Source organism: Pseudonocardia xinjiangensis, from assembly GCF_050948425.1.
Classification (GTDB): Bacteria; Actinomycetota; Actinomycetes; order Mycobacteriales; family Pseudonocardiaceae; genus Pseudonocardia; species Pseudonocardia xinjiangensis.
This window is the reverse complement of the sequence record NZ_CP192009.1, coordinates 2,956,361-2,974,631: the sequence shown is the minus strand read 5'-3', so window position 1 is coordinate 2,974,631 and position 18,271 is coordinate 2,956,361. Positions and strand designations below refer to the sequence as shown.

Annotated in this window: 18 protein-coding genes; 15 read left to right on the top strand and 3 right to left on the bottom strand. The window is 72.2% G+C overall.

Going from position 1 to position 18,271, the window contains the following annotated elements; genetic code table 11:
• Positions 1-5 precede the first annotated feature (5 nt).
• From ACQPZA_RS14215 to ACQPZA_RS14200, 4 genes are read left to right on the top strand one after another with little or no spacing between them, the layout of a single operon-like run.
• The gene (locus ACQPZA_RS14215; RefSeq protein WP_433281221.1) at positions 6-1,382 is read left to right on the top strand and encodes an ABC transporter substrate-binding protein; all 1,377 of its coding nucleotides are present in this window, start codon (positions 6-8) and stop codon (positions 1,380-1,382) included.
• 4 nt (positions 1,383-1,386) lie between these two features.
• Positions 1,387-2,334: a carbohydrate ABC transporter permease gene (locus ACQPZA_RS14210; RefSeq protein ID WP_312858885.1), complete on the top strand. Its 948-nt coding sequence runs from the start codon at positions 1,387-1,389 to the stop codon at positions 2,332-2,334.
• Between the two features lie 10 nt (positions 2,335-2,344).
• On the top strand, positions 2,345-3,220 hold the full coding sequence (locus ACQPZA_RS14205) for a carbohydrate ABC transporter permease (RefSeq protein WP_433281219.1): 876 nt from the start codon (positions 2,345-2,347) through the stop codon (positions 3,218-3,220).
• An 8-nt stretch (positions 3,221-3,228) separates the two neighbouring features.
• Positions 3,229-4,095 carry a metallophosphoesterase gene (locus ACQPZA_RS14200; RefSeq protein ID WP_433281217.1) on the top strand — a complete coding sequence of 289 codons (867 nt, stop codon included), beginning with the start codon at positions 3,229-3,231 and terminating at the stop codon, positions 4,093-4,095.
• Positions 4,096-4,113: 18 nt separating this feature from the next.
• Here ACQPZA_RS14200 and ACQPZA_RS14195 read toward each other — a convergent pair whose 3' ends face one another.
• A complete protein-coding gene (locus ACQPZA_RS14195) occupies positions 4,114-5,325 on the bottom strand; it encodes a cytochrome P450 (RefSeq protein WP_433281216.1) in 1,212 nt (403 codons plus the stop codon).
• 261 nt (positions 5,326-5,586) lie between these two features.
• On the opposite strand from ACQPZA_RS14195, the gene ACQPZA_RS14190 reads away from it, so the two are divergent.
• The 11 genes from ACQPZA_RS14190 to ACQPZA_RS14140 all read left to right on the top strand — a co-directional run bounded on the left by ACQPZA_RS14190 (position 5,587) and on the right by ACQPZA_RS14140 (position 17,256).
• Positions 5,587-7,296 carry an AMP-binding protein gene (locus ACQPZA_RS14190; RefSeq protein ID WP_433281214.1) on the top strand — a complete coding sequence of 570 codons (1,710 nt, stop codon included), beginning with the start codon at positions 5,587-5,589 and terminating at the stop codon, positions 7,294-7,296.
• Positions 7,293-8,114 carry a ferritin-like domain-containing protein gene (locus ACQPZA_RS14185; RefSeq protein WP_433281212.1) on the top strand — a complete coding sequence of 274 codons (822 nt, stop codon included), beginning with the start codon at positions 7,293-7,295 and terminating at the stop codon, positions 8,112-8,114. The genes ACQPZA_RS14190 and ACQPZA_RS14185 overlap by 4 nt, the downstream gene beginning before the upstream one ends.
• On the top strand, positions 8,111-8,602 hold the full coding sequence (locus ACQPZA_RS14180; RefSeq protein WP_433281210.1) for a PaaI family thioesterase: 492 nt from the start codon (positions 8,111-8,113) through the stop codon (positions 8,600-8,602). Before ACQPZA_RS14185 ends, ACQPZA_RS14180 begins: the two co-directional genes overlap by 4 nt.
• Positions 8,599-8,868, top strand: coding sequence for an acyl carrier protein (locus ACQPZA_RS14175; protein WP_433281208.1), 270 nt, complete (start codon positions 8,599-8,601; stop codon positions 8,866-8,868). The genes ACQPZA_RS14180 and ACQPZA_RS14175 overlap by 4 nt, the downstream gene beginning before the upstream one ends.
• Entirely contained in the window at positions 8,865-9,719 is an 855-nt protein-coding gene (locus ACQPZA_RS14170) for an SAM-dependent methyltransferase (RefSeq protein WP_433281206.1), read from the top strand. The genes ACQPZA_RS14175 and ACQPZA_RS14170 overlap by 4 nt, the downstream gene beginning before the upstream one ends.
• On the top strand, positions 9,716-10,621 hold the full coding sequence (locus ACQPZA_RS14165) for an acyl-ACP desaturase (RefSeq protein ID WP_433281204.1): 906 nt from the start codon (positions 9,716-9,718) through the stop codon (positions 10,619-10,621). The genes ACQPZA_RS14170 and ACQPZA_RS14165 overlap by 4 nt, the downstream gene beginning before the upstream one ends.
• The gene (locus ACQPZA_RS14160) at positions 10,618-11,085 is read left to right on the top strand and encodes an acyl-CoA thioesterase (protein WP_433281202.1); all 468 of its coding nucleotides are present in this window, start codon (positions 10,618-10,620) and stop codon (positions 11,083-11,085) included. The genes ACQPZA_RS14165 and ACQPZA_RS14160 overlap by 4 nt, the downstream gene beginning before the upstream one ends.
• A gap of 10 nt (positions 11,086-11,095) precedes the next feature.
• Positions 11,096-12,772, top strand: a complete 1,677-nt coding sequence (locus tag ACQPZA_RS14155; RefSeq protein ID WP_433281200.1) for an AMP-dependent synthetase/ligase — start codon at positions 11,096-11,098, stop codon at positions 12,770-12,772.
• Positions 12,769-14,133, top strand: coding sequence for an FAD-dependent oxidoreductase (locus ACQPZA_RS14150; protein ID WP_433281198.1), 1,365 nt, complete (start codon positions 12,769-12,771; stop codon positions 14,131-14,133). The genes ACQPZA_RS14155 and ACQPZA_RS14150 overlap by 4 nt, the downstream gene beginning before the upstream one ends.
• The gene (locus tag ACQPZA_RS14145; RefSeq protein ID WP_433281197.1) at positions 14,130-15,140 is read left to right on the top strand and encodes a beta-ketoacyl-ACP synthase III; all 1,011 of its coding nucleotides are present in this window, start codon (positions 14,130-14,132) and stop codon (positions 15,138-15,140) included. Before ACQPZA_RS14150 ends, ACQPZA_RS14145 begins: the two co-directional genes overlap by 4 nt.
• Positions 15,141-15,999: 859 nt before the next feature.
• Positions 16,000-17,256, top strand: a complete 1,257-nt coding sequence (locus ACQPZA_RS14140; RefSeq protein ID WP_433281195.1) for a YibE/F family protein — start codon at positions 16,000-16,002, stop codon at positions 17,254-17,256.
• A gap of 318 nt (positions 17,257-17,574) precedes the next feature.
• Here ACQPZA_RS14140 and ACQPZA_RS14135 read toward each other — a convergent pair whose 3' ends face one another.
• Positions 17,575-17,802: a hypothetical protein gene (locus tag ACQPZA_RS14135; protein WP_433281193.1), complete on the bottom strand. Its 228-nt coding sequence runs from the start codon at positions 17,800-17,802 to the stop codon at positions 17,575-17,577.
• Positions 17,802-18,023, bottom strand: a complete 222-nt coding sequence (locus tag ACQPZA_RS14130) for a hypothetical protein (protein WP_433281191.1) — start codon at positions 18,021-18,023, stop codon at positions 17,802-17,804. The genes ACQPZA_RS14135 and ACQPZA_RS14130 overlap by 1 nt, the downstream gene beginning before the upstream one ends.
• Positions 18,024-18,271 lie beyond the last annotated feature (248 nt).

Genomic DNA, 18,271 nt, shown 5'->3' with positions numbered 1-18,271 from the left:
CTCCCGTGAAGAGATCACTCGCCCTGCCAGCCGCCGCCGCCGCGGCGCTGGCGCTGACGGCCTGCGGCCTGGGCAGCACCGCCCCTGCGGCCCCGACGGCATCAGCCGTGGCGAGGGCCCCGGAGCTCGCGCCCGGCCAGCAGGTGTCGATCGTGCTGGAGAGCTACAACTTCGGTCAGGCCGGCGCCTGGAGCGACACGTTCACCGCCCTGCTCGACACCTTCCACCAGCAGCACCCCACCATCACCGTGACGGCCCAGAAGCCGCAGGGCAACAGCTCGAACCCGGCCAACGACACCGTCTCGAGCGTGCAGGCCCAGCTGGCCACGGGCGCCCCGCCCGACGTGGCGCAGCTCGGCTTCAGCGACCTGGACTTCACCGTCAACCAGCTCGGTGCCAAGCCGCTCGACGACCTGGTCGGAGCCGACGCCGTGGCGGCCAACTACGAGGACGGGCACCCCTTCGCCCCGAAGGCGCGCACGCTCGGCGACTACAACGGCAAGACCTACGGCATCCCGTTCGTGTTCTCCACCCCGGTCCTGTTCTACAACGCCGGCCTCTTCCGGCAGGCCGGACTCGACCCGGCCACCCCGCCCACCACGTGGGACGAGGTGAAGGCCGCCGGACAGCGCATCGCCCAGGCCACCGGCAAGGACGGCGCCTATGTCGACTGCGTCACCGAGACGGCGAAGGACTGGTGCCTGCAGAGCGTGATCCGTTCGAACGGCGGCCGGGTGATCAGCGAGGACCGCACCCGGCTGGAGTTCGCCGACCCCCCGGCGGTCGAGGCCGTCACGATGCTGCAGGACCTCGTCACCTCCGGCGCAGCGCCGAAGCTCACCCAGCAGCAGGCCGTGGAAGGCTTCGCGCGCGGCGACCTCGGCATGATCCTCGAGTCGAGCGCGCTGCAGGGCACGTTCACCAAGGGGGCGCAGGGCGGTGGCTGGGAGCTGCGCGGAACCGGCGTCCCCGCGTTCACGGGCAAGCCCGTGGTGCCCACGAACTCCGGAGCCGCCCTGTTCGTCCTCTCCGCCGACCCGGCGAAGCAGCGCGCCGCGTGGGAGCTCATCCGGTTCCTGACCAGTGACGAGGCCTACGTCCAGATCTCGAGCAGGATCGGGTACCTGCCGCTGCGCACCGGGCTCGTCGACGATCCCGCCGGGCTGCAGGACTGGGCCGCGAAGAACCCGCTCGTCCGCACCAACCTGCAGCAGATGGACGCCATGGAGCCGTGGGTGTCCTTCCCCGGCAACGACTACCTGCAGATCCGGGACGGGATGATGCAGGCCGTCGAGCAGGTGGTGCTCCAGGGCGCCGACCCGCAGGCCACGCTGTCCGCCGCGGCCGACCGGCAGGCCGCGCTCCTGCCCGCCGGCGGCTGAGGCGGTGTTCGTCGAGCTGGACGCGCCCGCGCCGGTCGCGGTGCGGGCCGTCCCCCCGCCGTCCCGCTCCGCGCGGTTGCGCCGGGCGGGACGCTCGCTGGTCCCGTACCTGTACCTCGCGCCCGGACTCGTCCTGCTGGGGATCTGGGTCTACCGCCCGCTGGTCCAGACCGGGCAGCTGTCGTTCTTCTCCTGGAACCTGCTGCCCACCACGCCGATGGTCCCCGTCGGGTTCGAGAACTACGAGCGGCTGTTCACGCTGCCCGAGTTCGGCACGTCGATCTGGCGCACGGTGGTGCTCGTCCTCGGGCTGCTGCCGTTCACGGTCGTCGTGCCGGTGGCCGTCGGGCTGCTGGCCAGGCGGGTCCGGGGCCGGGCCGCCGTGATCTACCAGGCGCTCGTGTTCGCCCCGCTGCTCATCGCCCCGGTGGCGGGCGCTGCGGTGTGGCAGTGGCTGCTCGACCCGCGTTCCGGAGCGATCAACCAGGTCCTCGGGACGACCACCAACTGGCTGCAGGAACCGGGCCCGGCCCAGCTCGCGATCATCGTGATCACCGGCTGGCACGTCCTGGGGTTCGCGGTGCTCGTGGTCGCGGCCGGCCTGGCCGGAATCTCGGACGACTACGCGGGTGCCGCCGCGCTCGACGGCGCCACGCCCGGGCAGGTCACCCGCTGGATCACGCTGCCGCTGCTCTCCCCCACGCTGGTGTTCCTGGTGCTGATGACCGTGCTGCTGTCGGCCCAGTGGAGCTTCCCGCTGATCGACACGCTCACCAACGGCGGTCCGGCCGGGGCCACCACCAACGTCTACTACCTGCTCTGGGACTACGGCTTCCACTCGTTCGACGCAGGGCTGGGCGCGGCGGCCGGAGTCATCTTCTTCGCCGGCTTCGGGGTGATCGCCGCCGCGTTGGTGGCGCTCTCGGACCGGGTCACCTTCCACGACAACTGACAGGAGCCCCATGGCCGTCATCGCCGGGCGCGCCGCCGCACTCGAGCGGGCCGCGCCCGCAGACGAGCCGGTCGGCACGCACTCCCGCACCCGCGCCGTCGTCGGGCACCTGGCACTCGGCACGCTCGGAGTGCTCTGCGCCTTCCCGATCTACTGGCTCTACGCGACCTCGCTGCGCACCCCGCAGGACATCTACTCGCTCGCGCCGCTGCCGTGGCCGCTGTCGGCGCAGAGCTACGTCGACGCGTTCCGGGTCCTCGACATCGGCGGGCTGCTGCTGAACACCACGGTGATGGCCGTGCTGATCGCACTCGGTCAGCTGCTCACCGGGCTGCTCGCCGCGTACGCGTTCGCCGCCTGGGAGTTCCGCGGCAAGTCGCTGCTCTACCTGGCCTTCGTCGCGACGTGGCTCGTCCCGTTCCAGGTGACGATGCTGCCGAACTATGTGCTGCTCTCCCAGCTCGGCGTGCTCAACACGATCGCGGGAGTCGTGCTCCCCTCGCTCTGCACCGCCCTCGGCGTGATCCTGCTGCGCCAGCACGTGCAGGCCTTTCCCACCGAGCTGCTCGAGGCCGCCCGGCTGGACGGACGCGGGTCCTGGTCGACGCTCTGGACGGTGGTCGTGCCGAACCTGCGGCCCGCGCTGGCGGCGCTCGGGATCCTGCTCTTCGTCAACGCCTGGAACGAGTACTTCTGGCCCGCGCTCGTGCTGCAGCGCTCCAACGCGGTGCTGCAACTGGGGCTGCGCAGCTTCATGGGCACCGAGGGCAACGACTGGGGGCCGATGATGGCCACCGCCGGAATGGCATGCCTGCCGGTGCTGGTGCTCTACCTCGTGCTCCAGCGCCAGATCGTCAACGGCTTCGTGCGCTCCGGACTGAAGTGAGCGGGACCGTGGCTGTGAACGACGCCGGGGCTCCTCCCGTCGCGACCGTGATCCAGCTCAGCGACCTGCACGTCGTGGCGCCCGGGCGGCGCCTGCGCGGAGGCGTCGACCCGCTCGCCGCGGTGGCCGCCGCCCTGGAGGTCGTCGAGAGCGCGGACGTCGACGTGGCGGCCCTGGTGCTCTCCGGCGACCTGACCGACAGCGGGGACCCGGCGGCGTACCGCGCGCTGCGGGGGCTCGTCGAGCCTGCGGCGCGGCGGATCGGCGCTCCGCTGGTGTACGCGATGGGCAACCACGACGACCGTGCCGCGCTGCGGGCCGGCCTGCTCGGCGCCGCACCCACCACGGAGCCGTACGACCACGTGCTGCGGACCGGCGGGCTGCGGATCGTGGTGCTCGACAGCACGGTGCCCGGCCACCACCACGGCGTCCTCGAACCGGAGCAGCTCGCGTGGCTCTCGGCGGAGCTGGCCGAGCCGGCCCCGCTCGGCACCCTGCTCGTGCTGCACCACCCGCCCGTGCCCACCGCGTTCGCCCCGATGCGCGGCAACGACCTGCACGACCCCGTTGGGCTGGCTCGCGTCGTCACCGGCACGGACGTGCGGATGGTGGTGTGCGGGCACACCCACCACGCCGGTGCCTCCGCGCTGGCCGGGGTGCCGGTGTGGATCGGGCCGGCGACGGCGCACCGCGCGGAGCTGCTGTCCCCGCCCGGCCGGGCGCGCGGCCGGGCGGGGGTGGCACTGAGCCGGATCGACGTCTACGCCGACGCCGTGGTGGCCGCCGCCGAGCCGCTGGACGACGCCGCCGTGCTCGTCGACACCGATGCAGTGGCCCTGACGGCCGCCGCCGGTGCCCGGGCCCCCGCCCCGTAGCGGCACCGCCGGCAGGTGTCAGGCCGTGAACCGCAGCGGCAGCTCGCGCAGCCCGCGGATGAGCAGGTTGGGCCGGTAGACCGGCTCCCCCGCCTGCTCCAGCGTGCGGACCCGGCGCGCGAGCTCGGCCAGGAGGACCTCACCCTCCAGCCGGGCCAGCGCCGCGCCCATGCAGTAGTGGATGCCGAGTGCGAAGCCCAGGTGCCGCGGTGTTGCGGTGCCACTCGCGTACCGGGTCACGTCGAACTCGTCGGGCCGGTCGTAGGCGCGCGGGTCACGGTTGGCGGAGCCGACGAGGACGCAGACGTTGTCGCCTTCGCGGAACGTCCGGCCGCCGACGACGAGGTCCTGGCGGGCGGTGCGGGTCGTCATGTGCACCGGCGAGTCGTACCGCAGGATCTCGTCCACGGCGGGCCCGGCGAGCTCGGGACACTCCCGCAGCAGGGCCAGCTGCCCAGGGTTGCGCATCAGCGCGAGCAGGCCGTTGCCGACCATGTTGACCGTTGTCTCGTGCCCGGCGATGAGCAGCGTGATGCAGGTGGTGAGCATCTCGTGCTCGGTGAGCGTGTCACCCCGCTCGTGGACGGCACCGAGCGCGCTCACCAGGTCGCTACGCGGGTCGCGCAGGCGCTCGGCGATCAGCGCGCGGAAGTAGGCGATCAGCTCGCGGGAGCCCTCGTCCCGCGCTCGGCGCTCCTCCGGGGAGAGCACCGGGTCGGGGTCGAAGCCGCGGGCGAGCCCCGGCCCGAGCCGGTGCACCATGGCCTGGTCGGCGTCCGGCACGCCGAGCAGCTCGCAGATGACGATCAGCGGCAACGGGTAGGCGATCGCCTCGATGGCCTCCACCTCGTCCGCGGCCAGCGCGGCGTCGAGCATGCCCGTGACCAGCTCGAGGATCCGCGGCCGCAGCTCGACCACCCGCTTCGGGGTGAAGGCCTTGCTGACGAGACCCCGCAGCCGTGTGTGGTCGGGCGGGTCCATCCACAGGAACGACGTGGGCAGGTCGGTGCGATCGGCGTCGGGGTGGAAGAGCTCGGCCTCGTCGCGGTGGCTCCACAGCGTCTCGCTCAGCACTGCGCTGCACTCGGCGTGACGGGTCACGAACTCGACGCCGAATCCGCTGTCGAGGAACGGAACGGCCTCCCGCACAATGGCGTAGCGCGGATAGGGATCGGCTCGGTGCTCGGGAGCGAACGCATCGAACACGGGCGGACTCGCACTAGCGCTCATCACACTTCCTCGTCGTCGGCGGTCGGCGCTGCAAAGAGGCGACCAGCTTCTCCCGGGCACGGTGTACGGGTGTTCGTCCGTATCGTGAATCGCTCGTGAAATCTGGGCGCGGACGGCGTCGGTGAACAATCGGCGATTGGCGTCAGCGATGGGGCGATGAATTGGAGCGCGGCGCACTTGACCGATATGCCGATCGGCGGTGTGCTCGACAGCGGAAAAGCCGTGCGAACCGCCCGAGCAAGCCCGAGCAGCGAGGACGAGATGCCGACAGCGCCATATCTGGCGACGCCCGGTACGACACCCTGCGACCCCGGCCGCTCCATCCCCCTGACGCTGCACGACGCGCTGGACATCGTGGCCGCCCAGCATCCCGGGCAGCAGGTGCACTTCCCCGACGAGGACGAGCGGCTGCGCTACGACGAGCTGGCCGCGGCGTCCCGGAGGCTTTCCGCCGCGCTGGCCCGGCGGGGTGTCCGGCCGGGAGACCGGGTCGGGATCCTCTCTCCGAACGCCCCGGAGTTCCTGCAGTCCCTCTTCGGCGTCGTCCGCACCGGGGCCGCCGCCGCGCCGCTCGCCCTGCCGATGGGCACCGATCTCGCCGACTACGTCCGCCGCACCCAGCGGGTGGTCGAGGCCGCCGGGATGACCCACGTCGTGCTCTCCCACCGCATCGCGGCCCGGATGCGCCCCGCGCTCGCCCACCTCGGGCCGGCCGTCCTCGACAGCGCGGAGCTCCTCGCCCGGGGCGCCCCCGACGGCGCGGCACCCGCGGCCGTCGACACCTCGTCAGCTGCGATCGTCCAGTTCACCTCCGGCAGCACGGCCACCCCCAAGGGAGTCGTACTCAGCCACGCCAACGTCTGGCACTGCGCCCGTGCCATCACCGCCGGCATCCGGCTCGGGCCCGGCGACGTGCACGGCTCGTGGCTGCCCCTGTTCCACGACATGGGCCTGTTCGGTGCGCTGACCGGGCTGTTCCGGGGGATCCCGCTGCACCTGTGGTCCCCGGCCGGCTTCGTTCGCCGCCCGGGGCGGTGGCTGGCACAGTTCGCCCAGGTCAGGGGCACGATCGCCACGATGCCGAACTTCGGCTACGACGCGCTGCTGGCGGCCGTGCCGCCGGCGGATGCCGCCGGGCTGGACCTGTCGGCGTGGCGGGTGGCGTTCAACGGGGCCGAGGCGGTGTCGCCCGCATCGGTGGCCGCGTTCCTGGAGCGGTTCGCCCCGGCCGGTTTCCGGGCTCCGACGATGGTGCCCGCCTACGGCATGGCCGAGGTGACGCTGGTGGCGACTCTGCCGCCGGCGGGCCGGGCCCCGCTGGTCGAATGGGTGGACCGCGACGCGCTCGCGGAACACGGCGAGGCCGTCCCCGTGGCGGCCGAGGCCCCGGGCGCCCGCGGTCTCGTGGGGCTGGGACGGGCTGTCGCCGACATGCAGGTCCGCATCGCCGACGGCGAGCGCGTCCGGCCGGACGGCGTGGTCGGCGAGATCCAGCTGCGCGGGCCGATGGCGACCACCGGCTACCTCGCCGGGGCCGACGGCAGGGACCTGTTCACCGCCGACGGGTGGCTGCGCAGCGGGGACCTGGGCTACCTGCGCGACGGCGAGCTGTTCTTCACCGGCCGCCTCAAGGAGATGATCACGGTCGCCGGGCGGAACGTGTACCCGCTCGACGTCGAGGACGCGGCCCGGCAGGTGTCCGGCGTCCACAAGGGACGTTGCGTCGCGTTCGCGGACGGATCGCCGGACCGCGAGCGGATCGTCCTCGTCGCCGAGACCACCGTCACCGACGACGACCTCAGGGCAGAGCTCGTCCGCCGGTTGCGCGCCCGGGTGGCTGCGGTGACGGACGCGCCCGGCATCGCCGTTCATCTGGTGGCGCCCCGCGCCATTCCCCGAACCACCAGCGGAAAACTGCGCCGGCTCGATATGCGCGCCGCGCTCCGGACCGAGGACACGGTGAAGAGATGACGACCGAGACCGTCCCCACGATGCAGGAGATGCACAGCCTCGGAGTGTTCCGGCACTACGACCGGAGCCATTGGCGCTTCTCCGAGATCGCGCTCGACGACATCGACCGCAGTCTTGTGCGGCCGGAGTACATCACGCTCGTGAAGAGCGCCGTGATGGGCGAGTCGAACGTGATCGCAGCGGTGCACGGATTCATGAACGAGTTCATCGACGACTACGACTTCTCGGCCTTCGCGGTGATCTGGGGATACCAGGAGGTGCAGCACCACTACGGGTTCACCTCGTATCTGCAGGCCGTCGGAGAGAGCGTGGACTCGCGGGCGGTGGCAGCCATGCGGGCGCCCTACGAACCCGGCAGCACGCGGTCGGCCACGCTCGCCACCAACATCATCTCCGAACTGACCGTCAACCACGTGTACCGCTCGGTGTCGGCATGGGTGCGGGAACCGGTGCTGGCCGACCTGCTGCTGCGGGCCAGCCGGGACGAGGCGGGGCATGCACGCGAGTTCCGGCACTTCGCCGCCGTTCGCCTCGCTGCGCACCCCGAGGAGCTCGCCTCCGTGCTGGAGACGCTGTACTTCTACACCGCCGACGAGAAGATCAAGCATCCGGTGAGCGTGTTCAAGTCGGGTCTCGACGCGCTGTCCGGGCACGAGACGATCGACACCGGGTTCCAGCTGTTCCTCGACCGCATGGCCGCCCAGGGCGAGCTCGACGAGCTGCAGGCCAAGATCCGCAAGACCTTCGGCAGCCTCACCGGGCTCGACCTGGGCAGCAACGGCAAGGTGCGCCGGGCGCTCGCGGGGGCTCTCGGATGACGGATCTCGCCGCACCCGGCGCCGAGCTGACGCTGCCGTGGGCCGGTCGGGCCGACTCCCACTGCTTCGGCTGCGCGCCGGCCAACCCCGTCGGTCTCGGGCTGCGCTTCCGCCCGGGCAGCGACGGCGGCATCGTCACGGACCTGTGCCTGGACCGGCGCTTCGAGTCCTATCCGGGGGTCCTGCACGGCGGGATCGTCGCGCTGGTCTGCGACGAGACGATGGGCAATCTCGTGGTGCTGCGCCACGGCACGGTGGCGGTGACCACCAGCCTGCGCATGCGCTACGTCGGCGTCGTCGCCATCGGCGGCCGCTACAGCTGCCACGCCTGGATCACCGGTGCCCCGGACGGGACGATCGCCGGCCGGGCCGAGGTCCGTGACGTGCACGGCGAGCTCATGGCCACCGCCACCGCCGGCTACCGGCCGGTGCCCGCCGACGACGCCGGGATTCCCCGCACCAGCCCCCGAGGAGAGGACCCGACATGACCACGTCCGAAATCGCCCGTGCCGAGATCACCGGATCCGTCGTCGAGATCGTCGCCGAGGTGCTCGGGGTCGCCGCTGCCGACCTCCGCACCGACACCGACCTGCGAACGGTCGAGGGCGCCGACTCGATCAAGGTCCTGCGGATCATCGCGAAGATCGAGCAGCGCTACGACATCGAGCTGGAGGACGAGGACGTCTTCGGGGTCAGCACCGTCGAGCAGGTCAGTGACGTGGTGTCCGCCGCTCTCGATGGCGGCCCGGCATGACTGCGACGGTCGCGGCAGAGGGGCCCGCCCACGCGACGAACCAGCACTACGACCTCGACCCCGCCGTGTTCGAGCAGTTCCTCGACCCGATGCGCAAGTACAGCTCCGGGCTGTACCTGCGGGACGGCGACGACCTCGCCGCCGCGCAGCGGCACAAGCTCCGCTTCGTCGCCGACCGGATCGGCATCAGCGACGGCGGACGCGTGCTCGACATCGGGTGCGGCTGGGGCGCCCTCACGCTGTTCCTGGCGGGCCGCTACGACTGCACGGTCACCGGCGTCACGCCCGCGGCCCGGCAGCGCGACCACATCGTCGCCACGGCGGCGGGGCGGGGGCTCGCCGACCGGGTCCGGGTGCACCACGGCGTGTTCGAGGAGTTCGACGCGCCTACCGGCAGCTTCGACGCCGCGGCCGCACTCGGGTCCGTGATCCACATGACCGACCTGCCCGCGGTGTTCACGCGCACCCGCCGGATGCTGCGCCGCGGTGGCCGCTTCTACGTCTCCGAGAGCTGCTTCCGCACCCCGGCGGTCCAGGCCGAGTTCGACGCCCGCCCGGGCACGGACTACGTCCGGAACACGATCTTCGGCAACGGCAGGCTGCGGCCGCTGTCGGAGCTGGTGGCGGCCGCGGAGACCGCCGGCTTCGCGGTGGTGGCCGTCGACGACCTCACCGATCACTACCGGCGCACCATCGACGCCTGGATCACGAACGTGGCCGCGGCGGCCGACCGGCTGGACGCCCTGGAGGACGGACTGGCCACGCGGCTCACCCACTACCTGGAGATCGCGAATGCCGGATGGGGCTTCACGACGAAGCACTACGGCCTGACCCTGCGGAACGGGCGATGACCGTCGAGGACCGGCCGGCCGCGGCGCATCACGAGCCGCAGCGCTGGCGCGCGGAGCTGATCACCACCGAACAGCTCGGCGAAGCGGTGGACACCTTCCTCGCCGCCCTGCCGCCCGAGCGGCGCTGGGACGCCGAGCGAAGCCTCGACTGGGCATCGGCGGACGCCGACCGCCTGACCGACGGCCAGCGCTCGGCCGTCGAGTTCGTCACGGTGATCGAGGACCACCTGCCCGGCTACTTCGACATCTACCACCGGCACTTCCCGCTGGACTCCCGCGTCGACCCCGCCGTCTTCACCCACCACCGCGAGCTCTACCACTTCACGGTGCGGTGGGCCGCCGAGGAGGACACGCACGCCCGCGCGCTGGCCCGCTACCAGCGGGCGGCCGGGATGCGCGAGCGCGATGCGCTGCGCGCCGACCTCACCGGATACGGCCGGGCGCCGTTCACCCTGCCCTTCGAGCACCCGGTGCAGTTCTTCACCTACGCGCTGGTGCAGGAGAAGGCGACCCAGATCTACTACCAGCAGCTGCGGGCGGACGTCGCCGATCCGGTGCTCGCCGACCTGCTCACGCGGCTCTCGCGGGACGAGGCCCGCCACTTCACGTTCTTCGCCGACGTGGTGAGCAGGTACCTGCGTGTGCACGGCGACAGCGTCGTCGGGCCGGTCCGCGACGTGATCGCCGACTTCCGGATGCCCCTGGCCGGCACGGTCCGGGGCTACTGGCGATGGGCCCTGCGGATCGCCGACGTGGCCCGCTACGACCACACCGACGCCTACGAGCACCTCATCTCCGTGATCGACCGCGCCGTCGACGTCCGTACGGATCCGCTCGACGAGCTCGTCCGCTTCGTCGACTCCTGCCGCACCCTCGCCGTTCCCACCGGAGGCCCGCGATGACCGCTGACCCTGAGACCGCCGCCCCGCAGAAGCTCGCCGGTGCGGAGCACCCTCACCTGTCCCGCTTCGCCGTGCGCGGCTACGAAATCGACGCGCTCGGCCACGTCGCGCACACCGTGTACATGCAGTACGCGGAGCAGGCCCGCTGGGAGTGCCTGGCCGAGGCCGGGCTCACGCTCGACCGCCTGCTCACCGCGGGCGTCATGCCCGCGATGCTGGAGACCACGATCAGCTACCGGCACGAGCTGCGCTACGGAGACGTCGTCGACGTCGGCTGCGAGTTCCACTGGGGCGAGCGCAAGACCGCCCGCATCGTCCAGCGCGTGACCCGGACCGGCGGGGTGTTCGCCGCCGAGGTCACCAGCGTCTCCGGGCTGCTCGACCTGTCCCGGCGCCGGCTGGTGGAGCGTCCGCGTGAGCGGCTGCGCGAGCTGGCCGTCGCGCCCGAGCTGCTCGGTGTCTGAGGCGGCCGGAGTGAGCACTCCCGTGCAGGCCGCCCCGGCCCCCCTGACCTCCACGAACCCGGGCGGGCCCGACCTGCCCGACGACGTCGGTCTGGCCCACCTGCTCGACCTCGGGCTGGCCCGCGACCCTGATGCGGTCGCGCTGTCCCGGCTCGGACCCGACGGATGGGAGGACCGGACCTGGGCCCAGCTGCACGACGACGTCGCCGCCTCCGCGGCCCGGCTGCTCGGCCGGGGCCTGCGCCCCGGCGACCGGGTGGCGATCCTCGGCCGCACGAGCTACGCGTGGGCGGTCGCCGACCTGGCCGCCGCGCTGGTCGGCCTGATCACCGTGCCGATCTTCCCGACGTCGTCGCCCGCGCAGATGCGCCACATCCTCACCGACAGCGGGGCGACCGCCTGCCTGGCCGAGGACGGACGGGAGGGCGATCTTCCCGGCGAGGTACGCGGCGGCGTCGCGCTGCTCTCGCTGGACGGGCTCGTCGAGCCGGACCGCGACCCCGGCGGCTGGGGGGCCGTGGAACCCGCCGACCCCACCGCGGCACGGGCAGCGGTGCGCGCCTCCTCCGTCGCGAGCATCGTCTACACCTCGGGCACGACGGCTCTGCCCAAGGGCTGCGTCCTGACCCACCGCAACCTGTTCGCGGCCGCCGCTGCGGTGGTGGAGCACTGCACGGAACTGTTCGCCGACCGGGACGCAGGACAGCCCGCGACCATCGTCGGGCTCCCGCTCGCCCATGTCTTCGGACGCACGGTCCTGCAGGCAGGCCTCTACAGCGGTTCCCGCACCGCGCTCGCCCCCGGCGTGCCGGAGATGGTCGGTCAGCTCGCCGCGTTCGAGCCGACCTGGCTCGCCGTGGTGCCTTATGCGCTGGAGAAGCTGCGCAAGGGCATCGTCGCGGCAGGCGGGCCTCCGGGCCGGCACCCGATGCTCGGCACGGCGTTGCGCCACGTCATCTGTGGGGGCGCCCGGCTCGACGCACCGATCGCCGAGTTCTTCGCCGGTCACGGTGTCACCGTCCTGCAGGCCTACGGGCTCACGGAGTCGGCCACCGCCGTGTCGGTCAACATCCCCGCGACCAACCGGATCGGGACGGTGGGGCGCCCGGTGCCGGGCACGACCGTCGCGATCGCCGAGGACGGCGAGCTGCTCGTCCGTGGCCGGCAGGTCTCCCCCGGTTACTGGCCCGACCCGCAGCCCGCCGCGGACGGGTGGCTGCACACCGGAGACCTCGCCGCACTGGACCCCGACGGGTTCCTGCGGATCACGGGGCGGCGCAAGGAGATCCTCGTGACCACGGGCGGCAAGAACGTGGCGCCCGTGCCGCTGGAGGACCGGCTGCGGCTGCACCCGCTCGTCGCGAGCGCCATGGTCGTGGCCGAGGGCCGCCCCTACGTCACCGCGTTGCTGGCCCTGGACCACGCGGCGGTGCTGGCCTGGGCCCGGCGCCACCGCCGGGCCGCCGATCCGGCCTCGCTCGTCGCCGATCCCGAGCTGCGCGCCGAGCTCACGAGCGCCGTCGACGCCGCGAACGAGCTCGTGTCGCGGGCCGAGTCGATCCGCCGGTTCGCGGTCCTGACGGAGGACTTCACCGTCACCGCCGGACACCTGACACCAACACTCAAGATGCGCCGCGACGTCATCGAGGACGCGTTCCGGGCGCAGGTCGAGGGGCTGTACCCGTGACCAGGACGGCGGCGGGACGGGGCCACGCCGTGGTGCTGGGCGCCGGGATCGCCGGGCTCCTGTCGGCCCGGGTGCTCAGCGGCGCGTTCGACGGCGTGACCGTCGTGGAGCGGGACGGCGACACCACGGACGGCCTGGTGCGGCGCGGAGTGCCGCAGGGGGCGCACCTGCACGGACTGCTCGACGGCGGCAGGCGGATCATCGAGGAGCTGCACCCCGGCCTCACCGACGAGCTGGTAGCGGCGGGCGCAGCGGACGGCGAGCCGCTGCGCGACACGCGCTGGTACCTGCACGGCCGCCGGCTCCACGCCACGTCCACCGGCCTGCGGTCGGTGCTGTCCACCCGGCCGTTGCTCGAGCAGGTGCTCCGGGCCCGCACCGCAGCCCTGCCCGGCGTCACGTTCGCCCCGCCTGCCACCGCCGTCGGGCTCGTGCGCGGACCCGACGGCACCGTCGGAGGAGTGCGGGTACGCCGGGCGACCGGCGAGCAGACGATCGACGCCCGGCTGGTCGTCGACGCCTCCGGCCGCAGCTCCCGGCTGCCGGCCTGGCTCACCGCGCTGGGTGAGCCGGCACCCGTCGAGGACCGCGTCGACGTCGACCTCGCCTACGCCACGCGGTTCTACCGGCGGCGCACGGACCAGCTCGGCGGCCGGCTCAGCGTCATCGTGTCCACGATCCCTCGCTCCCGCGGCGGCGGAGCCCTCGCCGTGGAGGGTGACCGGTGGCAGGTGACCCTCGCGGGGATACTCGGCGACGCGCCACCCGCCGACGCCGCCGGGTACACGGCGTGGGCCGCGACCCTGCCCGTCCCCGACATCGCAGAGCTCATCGCGGACGCCGAGCCGGTCACCGACCCGGTGCCCTTCCGGTTCCGCGGGTCCCGGTGGCGGCGCTACGACCGGCTGCCCGCCCCGACGGCGGGCGTCGTGGCGATCGGGGACGCCGTGTGCAGCGTCAACCCGCTCTACGCGCAGGGCATGTCGCTCGCCGCCCAGCAGGCGCTGGTGCTGCGGGAGCGGCTCGCCGCACCCGGACCCCTCGACGCCGGGAGCTACTACCGCGCGCTCGCGCCCATCTGCCGGAGGGTGTGGGACATCGCCACCCGGTCCGACCTCGCCCTGCCCGAGGTCGACGGCACCCGGCCGCTGCTCGCACGGGTACTGGACACCTACGTCCGCCGCGTGCAGCTCGCCGCCCATCGCAGTCCTGCCGTCGCGCGGGCGTTCCTGCGCGTGGCCAACCTGGTGGACCCGCCGGCGGCCCTCCTCGCGCCGGCCGTCCTCGCCGCCGTGCTGCGACCCGGCGCGACGGCCCCGCTGCCTGCTGCGCGAGATCACGCCGGAACGAGGGCACGATGACGGGCACCCCCGAGACGGCGGCGCCGGGTGTCGTGGTGGCCGGCATCGGCCACGCCCTGCCCCCGCGAGTGGTCACGAACGCCGAGCTGGCCCAGCACCTCGACACGTCCGACGAGTGGATCAGGACCCGCACGGGCATCCGGCAGCGGCACGTCGTCGACCCCGGGACGGCGACATCGGACCTCGCCGTCGAGGCCGGAGCGAGAGCGCTGGCATCGGCCGGGATGCAGGCGGTCGACCTCCTGGTCCTCGCGACCACGACGCCGGACCATCCCTGCCCCGCCTCGGCACCTGCGGTCAGCAGCCGGCTCGGCCTCGGCGCGGTTCCCGCGTTCGACCTGAACGCCGTCTGCTCCGGGTTCGTCTACGGGCTCGCGGTGACCACCGGCATGCTCCGGTCCGGGGCAGCCGGCTCGGCCCTCCTGATCGGCGTGGACACGTTCTCGACGATCGTCGACCCCGCGGACCGGGCGACCGCGTTCCTCTTCGGTGACGGGGCGGGCGCGGTCGTGCTGCGGGCGGAGCCCGGTGGCTGCGGCATCCTCGACGTCGAGCTCGGGAGTGACGGGGGCCTGCAGCAGCTGATCCAGGTCCGCAGCGGCGGGTCGAGGCAACCCATCAGCGCGGACCCCGCGGACGGCTTCTTCGCGATGCAGGGCCAGGCCGTCTACCGGCACGCGGTCGCGCACATGACCGCCTCCACCGCCACCGTGCTCTCCAGGGTCGGCTGGTCGGTGCAGGACGTCGACTGGTTCGTCGGCCACCAGGCCAACCGGCGCATCCTCGAGGCCACCGCCGCCCGGCTCGGCATCCCCGCCGAACGCACCCTCGTCAACCTCGACCGGGTCGGCAACACGGCCGCCGCGTCGATCCCGATCGCTCTGGCCGAAGCGGCGGCAGCCGGGGACCTACGGGCCGGCCACAAGCTCGCAGTCGCTGCCTTCGGCGGCGGTGCCACGTGGGGATCAGCTGCCCTGGTCTGGCCGGAGCTTCCGTCATCGGGCTGAGCAGCAGCGCCCGCTTCCCTCGAGCGTCCGTCGTGGGGGCTCACGTGTGGGACTCCTCGCCGACCAGGCGCCTCAGGCGTTGCGGAGAGTTGGTGGCGAGCACCGGCGTGTAGACCGTAGTGAGGTGTCAAACAACTGAAAGGGCGTTCCTGAGCAGCAAGGATGTGCTGCCGTGGCATCACGCGGTGCGCGGCAGACTCACGGGGTCCACTCGTTGACCGCGGTCTGAATCCACCCCGGGCTCGGTGGGTCGACGAAGGTGATCCAGGTGTCGGCCCCGTAGGTCTGTCCCGCGGTGATCGGGACGGCGGGGACGTGAATGTGTTGCCGACACCCGGTTCCGGCATGGGACCCGACTTGTAGAGCGGTTCGCACCCCACACACCCGTTGTTGCGGTAGAAGCGCAAGTGCGCAGCCTCGACCGGATAGGGCCAGGTGTTCTCGGACAGCTGGTGGATGAGCCCGCGGCCGTAGAGCTGCGTCTGTCCGTCGACCTCGCAGGTCTGCATCTGGGCCCGGACGTACAGATGACCGTCTTCGACGTAGTCGGGCTCAGCGGTCACGTCCTGCCACGAGGAACATGCTTCCGGTTGAGCCTGAGCGGTGGTTGCTCCCGCAACCAGCATCGCCGCGCTTGCGACCATTGCTCCCAGCACAGCGCACCTCGGGGTGAGGCCGACGCGATATCCGTAGGGCAACGGCCGTGGCGCGGCGCGCGTCAGCACTCCGCCGGGGCGGTGTCCTGGCCCTCGGGTGGCGTTCCCCCTATCCGCTGACTCCGCCGCCCGGACCCCTACCGTTCTCCGTCGAGATCGGGACGCTTCGCTACGACGGGACTCCGGCGCGGGAGGATCTGCCGGTGCATCCTGACGATCCGTCCCCGCAGTACGTAGGCGCCCGACACCGGCGCCGACCCGCCGGGATCGAGATGGAGCACGGGCACGGGCACGGGCACGGGCCTGCCGCGCCCGCCGGCCGACGCGTCCGGATCGTGATCGCAGCGTTGCTCGTGCCGGCCCTTCTCGCCACCCTGGTCGGCTTGATCGTGCTCTACCCCGTCGAGAGCCGACAGCACTCGGCGAACGACCAGTCCACACGGCTGTCCGCACACGTCACCGCCGCGGCCGAGGTGGACTGCGCCGACGGGAGGCCGGGCGGCAGGGGCTGCCTCGTACTCACCACTGAGATGTCCGACGGGCCACGGCCCGGTCAGAGCATCGTCACCCTGGTGTCGATCGTGCGGGGCGAGGCCGCGTTCGGCGTCGGCGACGACGTGATCATGCTCTGGTCCGGCGAGAACCCCGCTGACCCCGAGTCGTTCCAGATCGTCGACTTCCAACGCGACCAGCCGCTGCTGGTTCTCGCACTCGTCTTCGCCGCAGCCGTGCTGGCGCTCGGACGCTGGCGCGGCCTCGCGGCGCTCGTCGGTCTGGGGCTGACCGGCGTGGTGTTGCTCGCGTTCATGCTTCCCGCGATCCTCGCCGGCCGCGATCCGCTCGCCGTCGCCGTCGTCGGATGCTGCACCATCATGTTCGGCGTCCTCTACCTCGCCCACGGGTTCTCTGCGCGCACCTCGACCGCCGCGCTCGGCACACTGCTCAGCCTCCTGCTCATCGGTCTGCTCGGTGCGGCGTTCGCCGCCGCGGCGTCACTGACCGGCGCAGACGAGGACACCGCCAACCTCGCCAACGCCCTCGGTAACGACCTCGACGGACGCGGTCTCGTACTCGCCGGCCTCATGATCGGTGCCCTCGGCGCGCTGGACGACGTCACCGTCACCCAGACCAGCGCCGTCTGGGAACTACGCCGCGCCGACCCACACCTACGCCCGATCGCACTCTTCGGCGCCGCCATGCGCATCGGTCGCGACCACGTCGCATCCGCGGTGAACACCCTCGTACTCGCCTACGCCGGGGCCGCGCTCCCCCTCCTGCTGCTGTTCAGCGTCGCCGAACGCGGACTCACCGACACACTGACGACTCAGGTGATCGCCACCGAGGTGGTCCGCACCCTGGTGGGCAGCATCGGGCTCGTCGCATCGGTTCCCCTCACCACCGCGCTCGCCGTCGCCGTCGTCACCCGCAGTCGCGACGGCGACGCAGCAGCCACCCGATGACAGCCTGATCGCAGGTCAACCCGGTGAGCAGCGGGGCCTGGAGCGTGACGGCCCTGGCGGTCCGGTCGACGACCCGGAACTCGCCCTGGATCAACACTGCGGTGGGGAACCCGGCTTCGGCGAGTTTCCGCGGGTAGAAGCGCTGATGGGCGGCTCCCCCGACGAGAGGGAACCGCCCATCATGCCGTCGGGACGACAGGATCTGAACCTGCGCCTCCCCCTGGTCGGGACAGGACGCGCACGGGCCTCGACGTTGGTGGACCTGATCTGGCGTGCTGCTCGTCGCCCCGGTCCGGCCGGCGGGATCCGCTCCAGCGCCTACGACGCTATTGCTTCGGGGAGGACCAACGCCTCTCCGAGCGCAATCCGCTTCGCCGCGCGTGAATCATCGGCGGTGACCAACTCGAAGCTCACCACCGTCTGGTTGGACAAGGACATGTACTCGGTCCGCACAGCCTCGTAGAGGTGGCCTTCCTTGTTCGGTCCAACCAGCTTGCCGACGATGCCTTCGGTCCGATTGCCGAGGTAGGTCATCTGCATCTTCATCAGTCCTTGATCAGCTTGCCGAGGATGGGGACGAGCGCGGTGCCGGGCGTCAGCGCCACTTCAATGCCTTCGAACACAGCGTCAAAGCCCGGGTAGCCCGGCTTCTCTGCCAGGTCGGCCGCGTCGCCGATGCGCATGAGCGCGTCGCCATCCGTCAGGCCCGGATCGGCCTCGGTCAGCGCCGGAGCTTCGACCACCTCGATCTGATCCGGCCGGTCCACCTGGCAGAGCCGCAGTCCCAGGTGATCATCGACTGGCTGGAGATCGTGACGAGCACGGCGTCCGTGCCGTCCTGCGGCAAGTCTAGGCCCGTGGCCCACGCCCTCCGGCCCGATCCCGGCGATTCAGCCGGTGTTATCTGTCACCTGAACCTTGACGCCGGCACGAACGTAGATGATGGCGAGCTCACCTCGCGCACGGATTGATGCACTGCTCCGACAGCGATGCGTCGTCACGGAAACGTAAGAAG